Annotated in this window: 17 protein-coding genes; 3 read left to right on the top strand and 14 right to left on the bottom strand. The window is 47.3% G+C overall.

The annotated features are described in order from the left end of the window. Nucleotides 1–34 precede the first annotated feature (34 nt). The 8 genes from CXK86_RS03490 to CXK86_RS03455 form a co-directional block, all read right to left on the bottom strand. Nucleotides 35–877, bottom strand: coding sequence for a protein phosphatase 2C domain-containing protein (locus CXK86_RS03490; RefSeq protein WP_076249773.1), 843 nt, complete (start codon nt 875–877; stop codon nt 35–37). Between the two features lie 10 nt (nt 878–887). Next, nucleotides 888–1,640, bottom strand: a complete 753-nt coding sequence (locus tag CXK86_RS03485; RefSeq protein WP_017689069.1) for a vWA domain-containing protein — start codon at nt 1,638–1,640, stop codon at nt 888–890. A gap of 34 nt (nt 1,641–1,674) precedes the next feature. Continuing rightward, entirely contained in the window at nt 1,675–3,747 is a 2,073-nt protein-coding gene (locus CXK86_RS03480; protein ID WP_076249774.1) for a protein kinase family protein, read from the bottom strand. 158 nt (nt 3,748–3,905) lie between these two features. Next, nucleotides 3,906–4,181 (bottom strand): WXG100 family type VII secretion target, encoded by a 276-nt coding sequence (locus tag CXK86_RS03475; RefSeq protein WP_017689071.1) that lies wholly within the window; start codon nt 4,179–4,181, stop codon nt 3,906–3,908. 186 nt (nt 4,182–4,367) lie between these two features. Beyond that, nucleotides 4,368–4,916, bottom strand: coding sequence for a WXG100 family type VII secretion target (locus CXK86_RS03470; protein ID WP_076249775.1), 549 nt, complete (start codon nt 4,914–4,916; stop codon nt 4,368–4,370). Between the two features lie 6 nt (nt 4,917–4,922). Continuing rightward, nucleotides 4,923–5,753, bottom strand: a complete 831-nt coding sequence (locus CXK86_RS03465; RefSeq protein ID WP_047842537.1) for a hypothetical protein — start codon at nt 5,751–5,753, stop codon at nt 4,923–4,925. 16 nt (nt 5,754–5,769) lie between these two features. Then, complete coding sequence (essC, locus tag CXK86_RS03460; protein ID WP_101313444.1) at nt 5,770–9,774, bottom strand: type VII secretion protein EssC; 4,005 nt, start codon at nt 9,772–9,774, stop codon at nt 5,770–5,772. 54 nt (nt 9,775–9,828) lie between these two features. Beyond that, nucleotides 9,829–10,149, bottom strand: a complete 321-nt coding sequence (locus CXK86_RS03455; RefSeq protein ID WP_074094613.1) for a hypothetical protein — start codon at nt 10,147–10,149, stop codon at nt 9,829–9,831. Between the two features lie 422 nt (nt 10,150–10,571). On the opposite strand from CXK86_RS03455, the gene CXK86_RS32500 reads away from it, so the two are divergent. Then, nucleotides 10,572–10,811 carry a hypothetical protein gene (locus tag CXK86_RS32500; RefSeq protein WP_074094612.1) on the top strand — a complete coding sequence of 80 codons (240 nt, stop codon included), beginning with the start codon at nt 10,572–10,574 and terminating at the stop codon, nt 10,809–10,811. Nucleotides 10,812–10,933: 122 nt separating this feature from the next. Here CXK86_RS32500 and CXK86_RS31955 read toward each other — a convergent pair whose 3' ends face one another. The 6 genes from CXK86_RS31955 to CXK86_RS03425 all read right to left on the bottom strand — a co-directional run bounded on the left by CXK86_RS31955 (nt 10,934) and on the right by CXK86_RS03425 (nt 16,220). After that, nucleotides 10,934–11,086: a hypothetical protein gene (locus tag CXK86_RS31955; RefSeq protein WP_164783094.1), complete on the bottom strand. Its 153-nt coding sequence runs from the start codon at nt 11,084–11,086 to the stop codon at nt 10,934–10,936. A gap of 244 nt (nt 11,087–11,330) precedes the next feature. Continuing rightward, nucleotides 11,331–12,806, bottom strand: coding sequence for an aldehyde dehydrogenase family protein (locus CXK86_RS03445; protein ID WP_076249777.1), 1,476 nt, complete (start codon nt 12,804–12,806; stop codon nt 11,331–11,333). 166 nt (nt 12,807–12,972) lie between these two features. Further along, the gene (locus tag CXK86_RS03440; RefSeq protein WP_076249778.1) at nt 12,973–13,512 is read right to left on the bottom strand and encodes a GNAT family N-acetyltransferase; all 540 of its coding nucleotides are present in this window, start codon (nt 13,510–13,512) and stop codon (nt 12,973–12,975) included. A 162-nt stretch (nt 13,513–13,674) separates the two neighbouring features. Continuing rightward, nucleotides 13,675–14,013: a L,D-transpeptidase gene (locus CXK86_RS03435; RefSeq protein WP_076249779.1), complete on the bottom strand. Its 339-nt coding sequence runs from the start codon at nt 14,011–14,013 to the stop codon at nt 13,675–13,677. 56 nt (nt 14,014–14,069) lie between these two features. After that, nucleotides 14,070–15,095 carry a ribosome small subunit-dependent GTPase A gene (rsgA, locus tag CXK86_RS03430; protein ID WP_370511412.1) on the bottom strand — a complete coding sequence of 342 codons (1,026 nt, stop codon included), beginning with the start codon at nt 15,093–15,095 and terminating at the stop codon, nt 14,070–14,072. 531 nt (nt 15,096–15,626) lie between these two features. Further along, a complete protein-coding gene (locus CXK86_RS03425) occupies nt 15,627–16,220 on the bottom strand; it encodes a DUF2087 domain-containing protein (protein ID WP_076249781.1) in 594 nt (197 codons plus the stop codon). 178 nt (nt 16,221–16,398) lie between these two features. Between CXK86_RS03425 and CXK86_RS03420 the strand changes: the two genes are divergently transcribed. Together CXK86_RS03420 and CXK86_RS03415 are read left to right on the top strand one after the other, a co-directional pair. Beyond that, nucleotides 16,399–17,397, top strand: a complete 999-nt coding sequence (locus CXK86_RS03420; RefSeq protein WP_076249782.1) for a YpdA family putative bacillithiol disulfide reductase — start codon at nt 16,399–16,401, stop codon at nt 17,395–17,397. Nucleotides 17,398–17,402: 5 nt separating this feature from the next. After that, a complete protein-coding gene (locus CXK86_RS03415) occupies nt 17,403–17,846 on the top strand; it encodes a DUF441 domain-containing protein (RefSeq protein WP_036609212.1) in 444 nt (147 codons plus the stop codon). Nucleotides 17,847–17,952: the final 106 nt, after the last annotated feature.

The raw sequence follows: 17,952 nt of genomic DNA, 5'->3' as shown, positions 1-17,952 counted from the left end.
CATCAGGATCGGTCCACAACTTTGTAACTGGCACTCACCATTCCAGCTCAATGAAAGCGGCATCATCTTCAAGTCCGCCCGTATGTGTAGCATCCAGCAGTACCTGAATGTGTTCATCCGGGATATAGGCTTGAATGGCATCCAGGTCGTTCAGTCCATCCGTATATAACTGTAGACGCAGTGAATCTCCTGCGGACCCTTTCATCTCGCAGATGTGCGGCTTACCACCAACAGGTCCTTCAAGTGTAGACCAACGCTCATTTGTCTTGCAGTGAGTCTGAAATAATTCAGACTGTTCCTGACCATTACGCCACAGACGAATACGCGAATCTCCTTGCCACGCAAGCCACACCCGACTTTTGCGACCGCCTCCCGTAAGCTCAATCCGTCCACATACATACATGGCTTGACTGCCCCGACTTCGCTTTTCCATCAACACTTCACGCAGCAACAAAGGGGAACTTTCCAGTGGCTGTAATTTCTCCAGTTGCTCGGATGCCGGAAGGGTGAGGTCATGAAGAAGACGCTCCACGGCATCCTCCGTCGGATGCTGCGTCGTTTCCAGCCAATCCAGTAAGGCATTCCCCAGAAAACGCGCTGCAAAATCACCCAGATAACTCATGCCTACCCCATCACACAATACAAAATTGCAGACATTTCCTTTCATACGTACCGCAGCAAAGTCCTGTCCTGTATCTCCCTGATGTACCGTCTCAGCCGCTCTGCCATAACCATATCTGCACTTAATCGTGCCCTGATAGCGAGTTAGCGGCTGTTCCCCGGTCTGTACACTCACATAGCGAAAGTTGCCATGCCGTTGCTCGGCATGGCCCCCCTTATCTCCAGCAGACAATGTTGCCAAACGCATCGCTCTCATGATTCCCCTCCTATCTCACAGGCGTAGCAGCGGACATCTGGAACCCGATTGATACCAATTCTGCACATGTACCTGGCAGCATCATGAGTGCACCGGGTGCAAGCAAATAATCAGCTTCAACAAGCATTTCCCGATAACTTTCGGGTAGGACGGATGACATGTTCCGTAGCTTCTCTCCATGCTCATCCTGTAGATTCGTTTCCGAAGAGATTCCCTTCCATCTTCTAGGTTCAGCAATTGGGCCTTCCAGCAGATGATCCGATATAAAAATATTCTCCACCAGCACATTCCCGTCAGGTACACTCATACCCATGATTCTTTTCGCGATAGGCTCGGGATCTTCACCTGTGGCTACCCCATCCGTCATGTGGCATACAAGTGGCGCAGGACAATCCTGCATATTCGGAATTTCGGCCTGTAGAATCTTTTCCGCCTGCAGGAAAGCCTTCGCAGAATCTGAAAATCGTCTCGGAGTCAGGTCAGGCAAAGAACCAACTGCAGCGATTTCGTCAATCCCTTTGATTCCGTTCAACAAGTCATATACATCATCGCTGTAAGCCAATATGGCTATACGATAGCGAGGTGTCAGACGATTTCCCTTGGTAGACCGAAACACCATTTGGCGGATCGCGAGAGATAAGGCATCATAGACGACGTCAATCCGTCGACGATTTTCCAGAACCATATTCATGGAGGCGCTAATATCAATTAAATATATAATAAGTGCAGGTGTACGCTGTGATGCTTGAATCGTGTAGTTCATCTAGGGTGAGTCACCTCCATCATTCACGTGTTATTTATAAGTTAGGCAACGTGTAGCTATTGTTGCTCAGGAATTTGTTAATGGCGCTCATTCGAGCGGCCACTTTGCCGACACCTTTGAAATAGGAAGCATCGGTATTGTAGAGATTTTTGAAATCACGGGCATACGATTCCGCATTTTCAATTTTTCTGCCTTTTTGCGCGTTATACGTCTTATTGTAATGAGCAATCAGCGTGACCACATTCTGGGCACGTTTTTTCTTCAGAGCTGCTTTCTGAGCAATCTCCTGTTGACGTTTAACTTCAGCTGCCGCTTTACGCTCCGCTTCCTGTTTTGCAAGCTTCGCATCATTCTCTTTTTTCCAGACCTGATAAGCTTCATATTTTGCCTGTTTATCATACTTCTCCTGCTGCGCTCTCTTAGCAGCTTCTTTCTTCTGCTGTTCCTGCTTCACCAGAAAGGCCTCATATTTCGCCTGTTTGTCGTACTTGGCCTGTAACGCCTTACGTTCTTCTTCTTTTTTCTTTGCTTCAGCTGCCTTCTGCTTGGCTTCAGCAAGCTTTTTCTTTTCCTCTGCGTCCAGTTTCGCAGCATCTGCGGCCTTTTGCTTCTCTTGCTCTTCCTGCTGTTTGAGCGCAGCTGCCTTTGCTGCTTCAGCCTCTTCCGCAGCTTTGATATCTGCCAGTCGTGTGGCTTCCTGCTGTTCTTTCTGTTTCACCTCTGCCTGATCGGCGAGTATTTTGACCGTTGGCACGCCACCTGCCAGCAATACAATAAGCACAGCGGAGGAAATCATGAACTTTTTGGATCTGTAGAATGGCACAGGTACGGGCTTGTCTGTGTCTTCTTTTGGATTAAGCTTTGCATCCAGTTCCTTGATTGCAGCCTCGACTTCCATCTGCATCGCGCTGTTATGAGGAATAAAATGATAAAGCGAACGGTACACTTCCAGTGCTGCAGCCGGTTTATCTTCATCCTCAAGGGCTCTTGCTTGCAGGAACAGACGGTTCACAACCGCTTCCTGATCGGGAGAGTGAGGCGTTTGGGGACGGTTCCCGTCTTGTGTATTCACCGGTTCACTTACTGGTTCTGAGCTCTTTTTCAGATTCACATCAGCTTCGGACGGATTGGCAGCTTTTTCTTCCGATGTCGCAGCCGCCGCATTGGCCTGATCCACGTCTACCGCAGCCAATGCAACATACCACTCACCAAACGTCGGACAACTGCTCAGATCGTGACTTTCCCAAGCTCGAATAAACAGATCGGACAGTTTGGAACCCCAACGCTTCCCAAGGGACTCCCGCATCGCATAATACCGTTCACTTACCGTTTGCATTTCATGCTGATCAAAATAGCTTTCGCCCCAGGCCTTCTCTACAATCACAGGGTCCGACCAGCTTAACATTTCAGCAATGATAACAGCTCCGGCAAATCGGTCAGCATATGAACTCCACAAACCGCTGTGCACTGTTCGATGGGCTGCATAACCGGGTGACCCCGCAAGCAGGGCATCCGGACGATCCATCTTGGAACCGTACATCTGCTCGACATCCACAAGTTCTACCGCAGACATCTTCCCCAGGTTCTCCACTTCGGAAAAAAACGGAATCATTACATTGGGAGCGGACATATCGCAATGAGCCAGTCCACGTTGTTCCATAGCCGAACCTGTTCCAGCAAGCGCTCTAGCCAGCTTCAGGCTCTCCTCAGCCGTCAACTGTCTCTGATCACTGATCACATCGAACCAGGTCTGACCTTGCACCCATGGCATCAACACCGCATATAACAGATCGGGATGTTTTCCAATGAGCGCTCCGTTTCTTTCCGGAGTGAGCACATCACGCTTGCATACCTGCAAACCTGGCAGTTCACTATAAGACTCCATATGCTCAGACTGATACACCATAGCCGGAATACGGAATTTAGGAAAAAAGACTTTTAGTGCTTTAGCCCCATGAATGGAACCATTTCGGGGTAACAACTGATAAACAATCCCCTGCCTTCCGGCTTGGGCATAAGCCAGACCCGGCGCTGCCGGATGTTGCCCAATCGTATAGGCAATGTCGTTAATCACCACTTCATCCCCGGGATTTGGTTGAAAAGACATGCTTATCCCTCTCTCTATCCTAGTGTCATAGTTGCAGCAAAAACCGGGTGTTGTGACAACGCCCGGTTTTTGCTGTAGTTGTACATCTTCAGCTTGCTATCCACCTATAATTCAGGACGAATTCAGACTTCACATCGGCCTGATCTATGTAAAGCAGATTAACGAGCTTGGTCAGCTGTACGGAATTTGTTAGCAATAGCTGTAAGTTCAGCGCTGATGCTGTTCAGCGTTTGAACGAATGATTGCATTTGTTTGCTAGCTTCTTGGAACTCTTGGAAGAAGCGTTGCTTTGTCATACCTTCCCATTGTCCTTCCATGCTTGTGATGGATTGAGTCAATGTAGATACGATTTGCTGACTTTGCTCACCGCTTTGTTTAAATTGGTTGGAAACCTGATCAAGCTGCTCTGGGGTAACTAAAATACGTCCTGCCATTTGTAAATTCCTCCTTGGTTTGTGCAATTAAATTTTTACTTGTTCAAATTGTACTATACCAGGATCGATCGGACAAAAGCCGAAGGACCTAATCCTATTTACCCCATTTTCAGTGCTTGAAACTTCTCCTAACAGCCTATTTACAAAAAAAGATTCACTTTCTGCTGTTACTTTCATTCACCCTGTTCAGGAAACCACAGGCTCGGTCCCTCTTCTTCCCCGAAAGGAAGGATCTGTGAATCTCCATGCTACAGGCTCAGGCTGCATAGCCTGCACCAGTGTAGCCGGGGAGCCATCAGGCGGAGCGGCATCCTGTACACGATATACGGCCGCCATTGCGGAAAGGGGATCGGATACTACAGCTACAGTTGCAGAATGTGCAGGCATGATTTCTCCTGCACGATTGTTCTGAAGAACATTCAGCATATTGACCGCATTACCATAGGCTGTGTTCACATGACTCAGCACGGAACGGTACTCCATGTCTGCCTGCTGGAATAACAACGCTTTGCGTCCCAGCTGTACGCTTAAGTCCATTAATCGACGCAGCGCATCCTCGCCCAGTCGTTTACTGTGATTCCATTCATTCATCACCGCTGAGCGGGATTCAACCTCCCACTCCAGCGAATGAATCGCCTGATCCAACACTGTCATCTTTTGCTGTATTTGCTCCGCTGCATACTGAATCTGCTTGCTCAGTGCCCGAAGCACATCCGGTTCCACACGAATGCGCATTTACCATCACCTTTCCTCTTCCCCTGCAGGCTGTTTAAGCCAGTCCAGCAGCATCTCGTGAAACTGTTCTCTAGTCGTTAGTGCTGCAACAAGCCAATCATCTGAAGCCGCAGTGCTCATCCGGAACAACCAGTTGGATACCGCACTTGCAGCAAATGCTGCCGACTGCGACTTCCACCCGTCTTCATTCCATACAAGCAACCTGAGCTCCCCGTCTGACTCCTTACCCACCAGACAGCGTGCCAGTGCAAGTGAGCCCTCAGGATCACTTGTCTCCTGTTCGAGTTCCGCTGCCACGGTCTGTACTCCGCTGTTTTCGAGCTCATTCATGACATCATAAAATTTTTTCTTGGAGCACATTAGGGCCGGTTTCTCCGCAGGAGAATGGCCGCTCCATTTCATCCGCTCTATCAGAACATCAATGGCTTCACGAACACTTCCCAGATCGCTGAGCCGGAACGAGTCCGGTACGTCGTCAACACGGGAAACCTCAACGACCCGCTCATCCGTGCAATGTATATAACTCTCATACGACTTGCCGTTGATCGTGTAGCGAATCCAACAAGCTCTGTCGGACAATCCGGCAATGGCTACCCTGGAGAAAACGGTCGGTGTCATGATCAGCTCATCGGTATCCTGATCCCGAATCAGATATCCTTTGTCAAGCAGGGAGGTTTTGACACGCTCCCACTCCATCGCGATATCTTCCGCCATATAGCCGCGAAACGGATCTTCCACACCAAGCAGTCGGTCTGAACCGAGAATACCAGCCAGGAAAAAAAGTTCCTTTGTTTGCAACGTGACTACCTTTTGCTTAGAATCATGAACCGTCAACATTATGAGCCACCTCCCCTCAAACTACAACATGCCATCGGTCACGAATTTCAGAAATCCAATCGGTCATTTTCCAGCTGTCATCACATGGAACTGCACCTTTAACCCTGGAATATTTACGTTTTACATAATAACCTTGACCCGGAGGCAGTACCTTCAGCCCACCTGAACTACCTCCGGATTCGGAATAAGGTATACGGAAGAACGAGAGATCGTTAGGGTCTAAAGTCCCGAACAGCATTCCACTCTGGGAGGCCTTTACATCCGTTACCCAGTCAGAACCAAAGGTTGGGAAGTCTGCCGGAACTCCGGATAGAATCACGTGTACACCGCGATCCCTTCCTTGACGAACAATCGCTCCCAATTGATCTTTTACATTAAAATCGTTTAGCTGCTTGGACAAGGTGTCCGCATCGTCGATGACGAGCACAAGTTCCGGTCCACCGGAAATCTCGCCTCTTTTCAGAACTTCATCGTACAACTGTTGAATGACAGGTGCAAGCTGTTCTTCTCGCGATACATGTCCACGGACATGGGGCAAACTGCTGATTTCCCCCAGCCCACCTGATCCATAACGCATATCTACTGTGTATATTTGCACAGCTTCCGGAGAAGCATGATAAGCCAGTGATAACATCCATGTCAATAAAAATGTCGTTTTGCCGCCTTCCATCGGACTCGTTACCATGAAATGCGGACCTTCACGCAGATTAAGCTCGAATGGTTCCAGATCATCCGTAAGCAGTCCCACAGGGACAGTTACAGACGATGTATCCCAAGCCTGACCATATGATCCTGTCCGAATGAGCAGATCCTTGAGTTTGATCTCTTCCGGAAGTGGAGCAATCTGCGGCGCTTCTTCCCCTGTCCAGCCTTGGCGAATCTCAGCAATCGTACGGCGCAGTGCCGATGAACGCTTGCCCTCATCTGCCCCTGAAGAAGGTAATGCCGCCTGGAACATTAACGGAGGCACTTGCCCTTTGACCAGACCTCTTCCTGGCGGAAGTTGGCTTGGCGCCTTGGAAGGTCTTCCCACGGCATAATAATAATCGCTTGGATCGGATAACTCAAATGAAACCGCATTGGGAATATTGCTTCTGAATTTTTCAAATACATCTGTTACCCGATTGGCGGTGAGCACAAAGGTGATACCCAGACTTCCGCCTTCACGCAGGATCGTCTCCAGAAGTTCATTTTCTTCCGGATAGGCATTGCGGAATGAAAGATAACCATCGATAACGACCACAACCTGCGGGACAGCCGCGTGAGCTGTCCGGCGGTACGCCGAAATCGTTTTAACCCCCGCCTCCGAGATGATATCTTTACGTTGTGCTGACAGCTTGAGAATATAACGGAATAACCGCTTGATCCGGTCTTCCTCTTCAGCCATCATCACGCCACCGATTTGAGGTAGTGCTGCAAAATCCTTCATCATACGGCCCATGTCGATAATGTAACCATGCCAAGGCTCAGTTCTGTGGGAACGGGCTAGAGACATAAGCAAGGTCTGAACAAATGTTGTTTTGCCCAGTCCTGGCATGCCGTACACGACCAGATGTCCTTGATCCACAGGCAATGCGAGCGGTTGTTGGCGCTGATTCGGGAGATCATCCAGCAAACCAACCAGTGGTTTCAGACCATTCGCCCCGCCATCAAGCAGCAGATCCCGATTCTCTTCTTCCTGCCAGTCCTGAAGACCTTCCCATTCCAGTGTCTCTGGTAAAGGTGGCAACCATGGTCCTGGCAAACGACGGATACCGGCATCCGCTGCAGACTGCGCAACATAATCAATAAATACCTGAAGCTGTTTCGGAACATCTTCACCTTTGAGGACGGCTCTGCGCTCTCCAGTTAACAGAGGCTCCCGCTTACCGTTCAGGCGCACTTCCATAACAGGCAAAACTGTTGTTGAATCCTCCTGCTGGTTATAAGGTGCACCACTCCAGGCGAATTGCATTTCTTCAAACACTTCATCACTACCAACCTGGAAATATCCACGACCAGGCTTTGTAATCCAGGCAGCATTTGGAATTTTGATCATATCCCTGCTATCTCCCTCACTCTGTACACGAAGGCAGATCCGGAAGCGCGAATTACTCCATATTTTATCGTCCACAACACCAGCTGGCTTTTGGGTTGCCAGAATTAGATGAACCCCAAGTGTCCGGCCAATGGCCGCGATACTGATCAATTCATCCATGAACTCCGGTTGGTCCCGCTTCAATTGCGCAAACTCGTCAATGATAATAACCAGATGTGGCAGTGGCTGTTCATGTCTGGAACGCAGAATCTTGTAATATTCATCAATATGCTGGAGGTTTCCCGCATCATTTAATATTTTTTGCCTTCTGACCAATTCGGCTCGAAGTGAAATATTCGCCCGCTCGATCAGATTCCCATCCAGATTGGTGATTGTCCCTACCACATGAGGCAGATCAACAAATGTATTGGACATACCGCCACCTTTATAGTCAATCAGCATGAAGGCCAGATCATGTGGATGGAATTCAGCAGCGAGTGAAGCTACGATGGACTGGATGACTTCACTTTTACCTGAACCAGTTGTACCTGCAATTAGACCATGGGGACCATGACCCTGACGTTCAATTTTGTCATGCAGGTTTATCGCAATTTTTTTGCCGCCAGCTCGTACACCCATTGGTACAGGCAGCGTATCAGGATATCTCGTCTGTCCCCACCTGGACACCACATCCAGATCTTCCACGCGTGATGTACTCAGCATATCGAATAACGGAAGCACTTGCGGGATATCTGAAGCAGATGAACGCTTTAACCGGATCGGTGACATATAACGGGAAAGCGCCTCTGCCATCTCCTTCGAGATCACATCAGGCTTGTACGTTTGTTGAATAACATCCGCATCTTCCGTTTTTTTGATATACACCCCTTTGCCTTTCGAGGCATCCATAATCAACTGACAATGCATCGGTAGAGACTCCTTGCGATTAGCCAGTATGATGGTGCATACATCAATGTCATGAGCCGACTCCAGCAGCAGCGGAAGTAACGGTTCTTCTTCAATCAATTGCGTATCGGAGAGAATCACAACGTAACATGGAGTTTGTACGCTTTTCTTGTAGCGGTCTTCCTTATTGTTACGACGCCGATTCAACACGGAAAACAAGCTGTCCGCCAATTGATGCGCACCGCTGTGCCTGTCGGCCATATAGCGTTGTCCTTGGTCTTCATCCCAGATATGGGGCATCCAGCGAAGCCAGTCCCATTCCTTGCTGTCCTTTTCTTCATAGAAAGCAGCAAGCTTCAGTTCATCCGGGGAATGGCGTACCGTCAGTTGTGAGATGATGACTCGCAGGGAAGCAAGCACTTCCTCCCGATCACCGACAAGTCCCATAACCTTCGATTGGAACAAAGGCAATGTAATGGAAGCATCTGGTACCGTCTGGAATTCAGCCGCAAGTTCATGGGCCGCTTCAATCAGCTCATCCTTCTCGTAACCATCAATCCGCGGAACCTGAAGTTTGATGCGGAATGGAATCTCTCCCGTGCCAATGCGCACCTGAAGGAAATCATCATCCTCTGGTGAACGCTCCCACAAGGAACTGTTCCGGTTCTTCACCACTTGAAGACACACACCCGGATCACCATGAATTTCGTATAGGCTCTTCACTTGCTCCGCCTGAGCTTCTTTCAGTTCTTCCCGGTGTTTGTCCAGTTGGGCAAGATACATTATTTTTCGTTCTTCCAATTTTTTGCGATATGATTTCTTGTTGCTCAGATACACGAAGAATGGAATGGTGTAAGAAGTAAGCATCATCATGACCGTCATCATCTGAAACATCATATAATTGCTGTTATTCATTTTGCCGGTCATATTGATATATACGTAGAAACCAATGCTGACCATAGTCATCATGATCGGCACAATAATGGATATCATGGAAAACGTGGGTTTGCTCGGTTCTGTTGGAGGCCTGAGTATTTCGAGTCTCTCTTCCTTGAGAACCGGTGTCATTCTTGGAGAACGCTGATATAACACATTCACGAAGAGAAGACCTCCTTTAGTTCGTTCAATAATGAATGTATACGTTCAAAAGCCCTATTCGTTGCTGTCCTGCTGAAACAATGAACGTCTTCCATATACAGGCGCTTCTTCCGAAGTCGTTGAAAAAGCCCGCTGAACACGTACGCAACTGCCCTGTCGCAGCCCTGTTTCCATTAACTGCTGTGCGTTCTGCGGAGAGAACCACAGACCTTCCGGAAACTTGGCTTCAAGGATGTACTGAATGCCGTCTCCCGGTGCCTGTCCAAAAATGCGAACGCCGAGTAATGTCTTCAAATGTTCAATGGTACATTCGTCCGGAACATCGATGTCGAACCATTCTCCTTCCTCGCGGCCGGAATACACGGTTAGAATCATCCGAATCCCTCCCATGGTCTCATATGTAAATTGTCCTAATGTCAGATTAAATCAAAAAAAAGAGAATGAATCGTTATATCAACCCTATTTTCTTACATAAACACCCTGTTTGCAATGTACCACCTGTAATTTTGTTACATATGACCCACGTATATATTAAAATATCGTACATTCGACTCAGAACTTTCGTGGCAGTTATGCAATTAATTATTGCGAGGATACGAAAACTTTAGTTTTTTGTTCCATTTAAATGGTAATTAAGTTACGTTTTTCAGGACTTTTATTCCTTCGCTCACAATTGAATTGTGAACACTTTTCAAACATTACCCACCTTTATGTTTTCATAAGCTGATTTTAAGGTAATTTTAAGCATTGGAATTTAATATTAGCTGTATGAAATAACAACCGTGAGGTGATTTCAAGTGAGAACCCTAATAACCTTTCAAAACAAATCAATCCCTGTATATTTTAATCAAGAAAACAAACAACCTATGCAGAAGACATTAAGATTGCTTAGCAGTGCTCTTGAGCATAAAATTAGCAACGGTAAACGCGCCATTCAAAAATGTCTGCATTCTTTAATTAGTATTGAGATTGTTAATGGAGAAGCCATTCTCCACAGTCGAAGTGAAAACGACTCTCTTGCTTTATCTTTATATTAAAAGGAGTCAACCAAAACACATCCATTACAAGACATGAAAAAGGAAGCTGTCGTTATAGACAAGCTTCCTTTTTTGAGTTGTATACCCGTTAACAGCGGCTCGCAATTATTATCAGCCATCGCTCAGTGCAGTTTGCTCAGGACATAGGCGGCATCATGTTCTTCCGCAATCTCGGCTTTACGAATACGAATGACAAACAGCCGAACCAAATTGGCACGTGTATGTTCTTCCTGACAGGTATTCAGTTTCCTCAGAATAAAGCGGTCAATGGACATGAATTTAAGCCCCTTTGCCATTGGATTTACGGATCGATTCTTCCGTGTATCCATAAATAACCAGATAGCGTCAGCCCCAAACAGCTTTTCCGCTCTTATATTAAGCCGTATTTTGCCAAGGTGTAATATTGTGCAAAAAGCCCGTCCCACCAAGCTGGAGACGGACTTTCGCATGATTTGTCGATCTTTTTGTAACCCACCCTAATCATTCATAAATGCCCCTGCTAATTTACTCTTTTTCGACTTATTTCACTCCTGGATATTCCCGATATTGGTGCTGAAGGCTGATCCACCGAGTACGTGTAAACTTCTCAATGGCCCAATCCCCACCGAAACGTCCAATCCCTGAAGCTTTTTCACCTCCAAACATCACATGCGCTTCATCGTTCACAGACTGATCATTTACATGCACCATACCCGATTCAATGCGCTGGGCAACCTGATATCCTCGATTCAGATCTTTGGTGAATACGGAACCACTAAGTCCATAAGGCGTATCATTCGCCAAACGTACAGCTTCCTGCTCATCATGAGCCTTCATGATCACTGCCACTGGGCCAAACAATTCCTGCTGCACGATATCCTGTTCAGGTTTGACATCGGCAAGTACAGTAGGAGAAAGCACACTGCCTTTACTGGACCCTCCGAGCAATAACCGGGCTCCTTCAGCTTTGGTTTTGTTCACAAGCTCCTGTAATCGTTCTACCTCTTTTTCCCGAATGAGAGGACCCACGAGTGTTTTGGCATCCGCTGGATCACCTGCCTGGACATTCTTCGTTTTGGCAACAAATGATTCGACGAACTTATCGTAAATATCGGCATGCACAATGATACGATTCAGAGCCATGCAGATCTGTCCCTGATGCAGAAACTTGCCAAAGACCGCCGCTTCAGCAGCACGTTCAATGTCCGCATCTTCCAGCACAACCATCGCGTTGTTGCCTCCAAGTTCCAGTGCCGTTTCTTTTAAATGTTCACCCGCCAGTTTACCGATCCCTTGTCCAACTTCTGTGGAACCCGTAAATGAAATCACTTTGGGAACCGGATGAGCGACAAAGTAATCCCCGATTTCGCTGCCACTTCCCGCAACGACATTTAGCACGCCCTCAGGCAGACCAGCCTGTTCAAACAAATCGGCAATGAGCCAACCTGCCGTAATCGGAGTGTCTGATGCTGGTTTAATCACCACACCATTACCAAGGGCAATCGCTGGAGCTACAGATCGCAGGCATAGATGCAAAGGGAAGTTCCACGGCCCGATAACACCAATCACTCCCTTCGGCTCACGAATCACACGGTTCTCTTTGCCAGGGGTGTTGGACGGGATGATCTCACCCTTCATGCGATAAGGAAAAGATGCTGCTTCATCCACAATCCGTTTAGCCGCTGCAAACTCCGCCTCCGATTTGATTCGGGTACTCCCGGATTCCGTGATCAACAGTTGAATGATCTCCTCTTTTCGCTCCGCCATCAGGGATGAAACTTTACGCAATACCTCTTCTTTCGCAGCAGGTAATGACTTTGCCCATTCAATCGAATTTTTCTGAGCTGACTCATAAGCCTTATCTATGTCTTTCTTATTGGAAGAGCGCCATGTGGCAATAACTTCTCCCGTATAAGGATTGATATTCTCCATTGTTTTCTCACCGGAGCCTTCTACCCAGCTGCCATTAATATATTGTTTCGTCCATGTTATATGTTCAGTGTCTATTAAAGTCATGTGAATACGCCTCCTGATCAAGATTAAATGTCACACCTGCACAACGGTGTAATACATCATTAACCTTGTTCAGAAATACGCAAACGTGAAGACCTGAATTAACCTTCCATTCCTTAAGCATAAGGAAACAACACAACCCACAGTATTTTGCCGCCCTGTAAGTCTTTCATCTGTCAGGCAGGCTCTTCTCTCCAAAGAGGCTCAGATCTTCCCATACGTAGCCAACTTCGATCAGATCTTGACCACCAATGCGGAGGGACTGTGTCTGGACTGGAGTGCCTCCCATCTTTTCATAGAAGCGACAAGCTGAATTACGCTCCAAAGCCCATATGATCAAACGTTTCATATTGTGGGTCTGCAGATGATGAACGACATGTGTCGCGAGTTGCTGACCTATCCCCGTTTGTTGCACTTCCCTCAGCAAATATATAGCGTACAACTCCCCATCATAAGGTAATTTGCCTTCACGTTCCTTACCCCCACAAGCAAATCCGACAATGTTCCCATCATCCTGTTCAGCTACCACCAGGATCTGATCCTTTTCGCCACAGCGAATATTCTTTTCCCACTGGGACAATCTTGATTCTGTAGTCAAATGATCCAAAAAATCGTCGGGCACAATTCCCCGATACGTTGTTTTCCAACTCTCCGTATGTACATGGGCTATCCCCTGCGCATCCCCTTCACGCGCCCGCCTGATCAGCATAGCTATCACTCACTTTCTCACGCAACTCCCTTAGATTTACCATATTATATATTCTTCTTTCTATAATTCCAAATTCATCCACTTCAGTCCTGATGCCGCTAGGCATGATTCGTAATCAAAAGTGGACTTTTTGAACTACCTCTTATAAAGTAAAATCCGGCCCTACGGCCGGATCGTTACCCTGGTGCCTACAGATACCTTGGAAGACAGATCCAGTACATCCGAGTTGTACATGCGTATACAACCATGGGAGACGGATTTGCCAATAGACCAAGGCTCATTGGTTCCGTGTATGCCATAATGGGGAGCAGACAGTCCCATCCAGAACACGCCAAATGGCCCACCTGGATTCGATTGTTTGTTAATAATAGTGAACTCCCCGTTTGGAGTCTGCGTGAGCATCTTGCCGGTGGCCACAGGATAGCCCTTAATCACCTGATTGCCATCCAGAAGATATAACATGTGGTCAGACAGATCTACAATAATCCTGTAATCTGGCATAATGACATCCCTCCTGACCTATCTTATGCAAGATACCGGATGATGCCCGCCTGATTTCAGGCTTCCTCCCACTCTTTCACACTATGGGAGTGCTTGGGTTTGCGACTATTGGCCGGTTTGCTGGAGGCGGTACGCCTTCTGGATGCCACTTCTTCCTTGCGTTGCTGATATTGCAATTCCTTCTGCATTTTCAGATAATTATTCAGTCTTTTTTCATCCAATGAACCATCCTGTATGGCCTCTTTCACTGCACATCCAGCTTCCCGTGTATGACTGCAATCCAGAAATCGGCACGTGGCGGCAAGTTCTTCAATTTCTCCAAAAGCATGCGACAGCCCATCATTGCCCTCATCCCAGAGATTAAGCTCGCGCATTCCTGGAGTATCGATCAATACGGCTCCCTGTGGAAGTACAAACATCTCCCGGTGTGTTGTCGTATGTCTCCCACGGCTGTCTCCCTCGCGGACGGATTGCGTAAGCTGCACATCCTCACCCATCATCCAGTTCACCAGCGTCGACTTGCCACTGCCAGAAGATCCTGTGAGCGCAACAGTCAGCCCTGGCTGCAAATATCGTTCCAGTAAGGATTTCCCTTGACCCTCCACTGCAGATATCGCAAGCACTTCAACGCCTGGAGCAATTCCCTCTACACTTCGGATCTGTTCTTCCACATTGTTGCACAGATCACTTTTGCTCAGAACAATGACTGGCCTTACGCCACCATTCCAAGCCATCATCACGTACCTTTCGAGTCGTCTAAGGTTGAAATCATGATTAAGTGCAGCCACGATTAACAGTGTATCTACGTTTGCGGCGATTAATTGTTCCTTGGTCACTGGACCTGCCGCCTGTCTCGATACCCTGCTCCGACGGGACACCAGATTGTGAATAATTGCTTCTTCACCTGCCTGACCTGTAATGGCCACCCAATCTCCAACCGCTGGTACCAAGCTGGTCTCCAGACTATCATGACGCATTCGGCCCGAAATTCTTCCCCAGCATTCGCCCTCTTCTGTAATCAAACGTTGCAGATGTCCATGGTCTGCGATAATTCTGGCTGGCTTTCTCTCCTGCTCTTCCATCCCTGTCTCTTGCCACAGTTCCTGCCACTTTGCAGACCAGCCGTACTTCTCAATATGGTTATCTAAAATAAAAATCCCTCCCAAAATAAGTTGTTTACTTCATTCAAGCCGAGTGAACAATCATCTCCGGTTCAGATCAAAACAAAAAACCACGGGTAGAAATACACCCGCGGCAATAAGCAGTTAACCGAATCAAAGATCATCCCTTCTTGTAGATCTACCGGATAAAATACTTAACCATCCGATATAAACAATTCAGGAACACCCTTTTATCGGCAAACAAAAAAGCCACGGGTGCGTCACCCGTGGCTTCATGTGAGCATGCGCTACTTCACGTTACAATGGATACTGCTATCCAGCTAACGCAAAATTACATGCTTTGATCCGTTCCGGAGACGCTGTTCATATTCAAATTAACGTATACTGCATTTAAATTTGTCATAAACAATCGCCTCCCTTGTAGAATTATCCATTATGTTACACACTGAGCTTTACAGTTGTCAAGCCCAAACTTTTTTACCACCAGCTACTCTATTTGACCTGATCCCAGCGTGTCCACATTTCCTTCGGATTCAATTCATAGATCTCCTCTTCCCGATACATGAACTGATGCATGATAAATTCCCGCCGAATCGTGGCAAAGTCTTCATGGTATTGCTTTATAAATGTATTGATTTCTTTTTCCGTATACTTCCGACCAAATTCAAGCTGCTCGACCAGATGACCAAGTACAATCAGTTTTTTCTTGTATTGAGCCGGAATCTGACGCAGTCGTCCATCTTTGGAGAAAAAATTTCTCATGACCGACGCTTTCAGTGTTTCGTTCACATCACTCATATCCGCAACCTCCTCTCGATTAAAGATAAAATCAACCGAAGCCTGTGCATTCTCGCGGATAAACGAAGGATTGAGTGTGAAATACACTGTATTTTTCTCCCGTCGTTCCTTAATCAGCGCCGCCTCTCTCAGCTTGGATGCATGATGTGTCACGGTTGGCTGTGACAGATTCAGTCGCTCGGCAAGTGCCTGTCCGTGCAGTTCACCCTGTGCCAATAACAGCAGCATGCGAAGCCGGGTCGGGTCAGCCAACGCTTTATGATAAGCCACAATTTTCTCCAGCTGCATCATCGTTCATCTCGCTTTCAATTAGATATATATCTAATTTGATATTAGTCTTTTCTTCTCTGCACGTCAACTCCTTTGGTTTCAAGTAAGCTTGTCTAATTAAACTCCACGCTTGAACTGGCATTGGCTCGTTATTTACGGTAGGATTATATTGCTTGAAATAAGGAGGATTAAGAACATGGAAGATGTCATTATTATCGGCGGAGGCCCATGCGGTCTGTCTGCTGCAATTGAATGTGAGCGGCTGGGACTGTCCGCTGTGATCGTTGAGAAATACAATATCGTTCAATCTATTTATCTGTATCCAACCCATATGCAGTTTTTCAGCACAGCCCCGCTGCTTGAGATCGGAAACGTTCCGTTCAGTACACCTAATGATAAACCGTTTCGTTATGAAGCACTTGCCTATTATCGCAGGGTAGCCGAACATTTTGGTCTGCGTGTTCATAACTATGAGGAAGCCCGTGAAATTAAACGCAAGGATGATGGTACGTTTGAGGTACATACGCTCAATCGCCGCGGGGAAGCCATCGTACATGTTGGACGCAATGTAGTTGTAGCTACCGGTTATTTTGACCATCCTAACTATCTGGGCATCCCTGGAGAAGATAAAGATAAGGTAACCCACTACTTCCGGGAAGCCCACCCGTATACCCGTACACGTGTCGCCATTATTGGCGGAAGCAACTCAGCCGTGGATGCGGCCATGGAACTGGTTCGGGTCGGAGCACATATTGATATGGTTTATCGCGGCAGTGGTCTGTCCCAGCATATTAAACCATGGGTACGCCCGCTATTCGAGAGCATGGTGACAAAAGGTCATATCACACTCCACCTGGAATCACGCGTGAATGAAATACTCGATGATTCGATTCGTCTGATACACACGGATGGTTCCACTCGGGAACTGGATAATGACTTCGTACTGGCAATGACCGGTTTCCGTCCAGATCGTCAACTACTCACGTCGGTAGGTGTGGAGATGTCTGATGATATGGATAAACCTCTATATGATGCACAAACGATGGAAAGCAGCGTACCTGGTGTATATGTGGGTGGAGTCATCGCTTCGGGTCGTAATGCCAATGAAGTCTTTATTGAATCCGGACGCTGGCATGGACGGTACATTGCGGAACATATCGTTAGCAAACAACGTGGACAGACTGAAGGGAAATGAAAACAATGGATATGACTTCCCTGCTGTTGCTCGTATTTGCGGCTCTCGGGATTATCAGCAGCAACACACCTGTGACTGTAGCGATGGTATTTCTGTTGTTGCTACGAGTCCTGAACCTGAATCAGGCATTTCCATGGCTTGAAAAATACGGACTTACACTGGGCATTATCATTCTGACCATTGGCGTGATGGCACCTCTTGCCAGTGGCAAGATGAGTCTGCAGACGATCGGTGAGTCTTTCCTACACTGGAAGTCCCTGCTCGCCATTGGCGTAGGATTACTGGTGGCATATCTCGGAGGACGTGGCGCTACGTTGATGGGTACACAGCCAACTGTCGTTGCAGGGCTGTTAATCGGAACGGTACTTGGGGTTGCCCTGTTCAAGGGTGTACCTGTGGGTCCATTGATTGCGGCGGGAATTTTATCATTGCTCCTGGGCAAATCCTGATTCAAGTTGTGAAGGTTGTGACCTGACATGCTATGCAGATTGGCTGTATTTCCCACCGTTGTGTGATATACTTCTATTCATGCAAATTGTGTACACGAGTCTACAA

The organism is Paenibacillus sp. BGI2013 (assembly GCF_002843485.1).
Classification (GTDB): Bacteria; Bacillota; Bacilli; order Paenibacillales; family Paenibacillaceae; genus Paenibacillus; species Paenibacillus amylolyticus.
The sequence above is the reverse complement of the archived record's forward strand: the minus strand, read 5'-3'. Positions and strand labels throughout refer to the sequence as shown.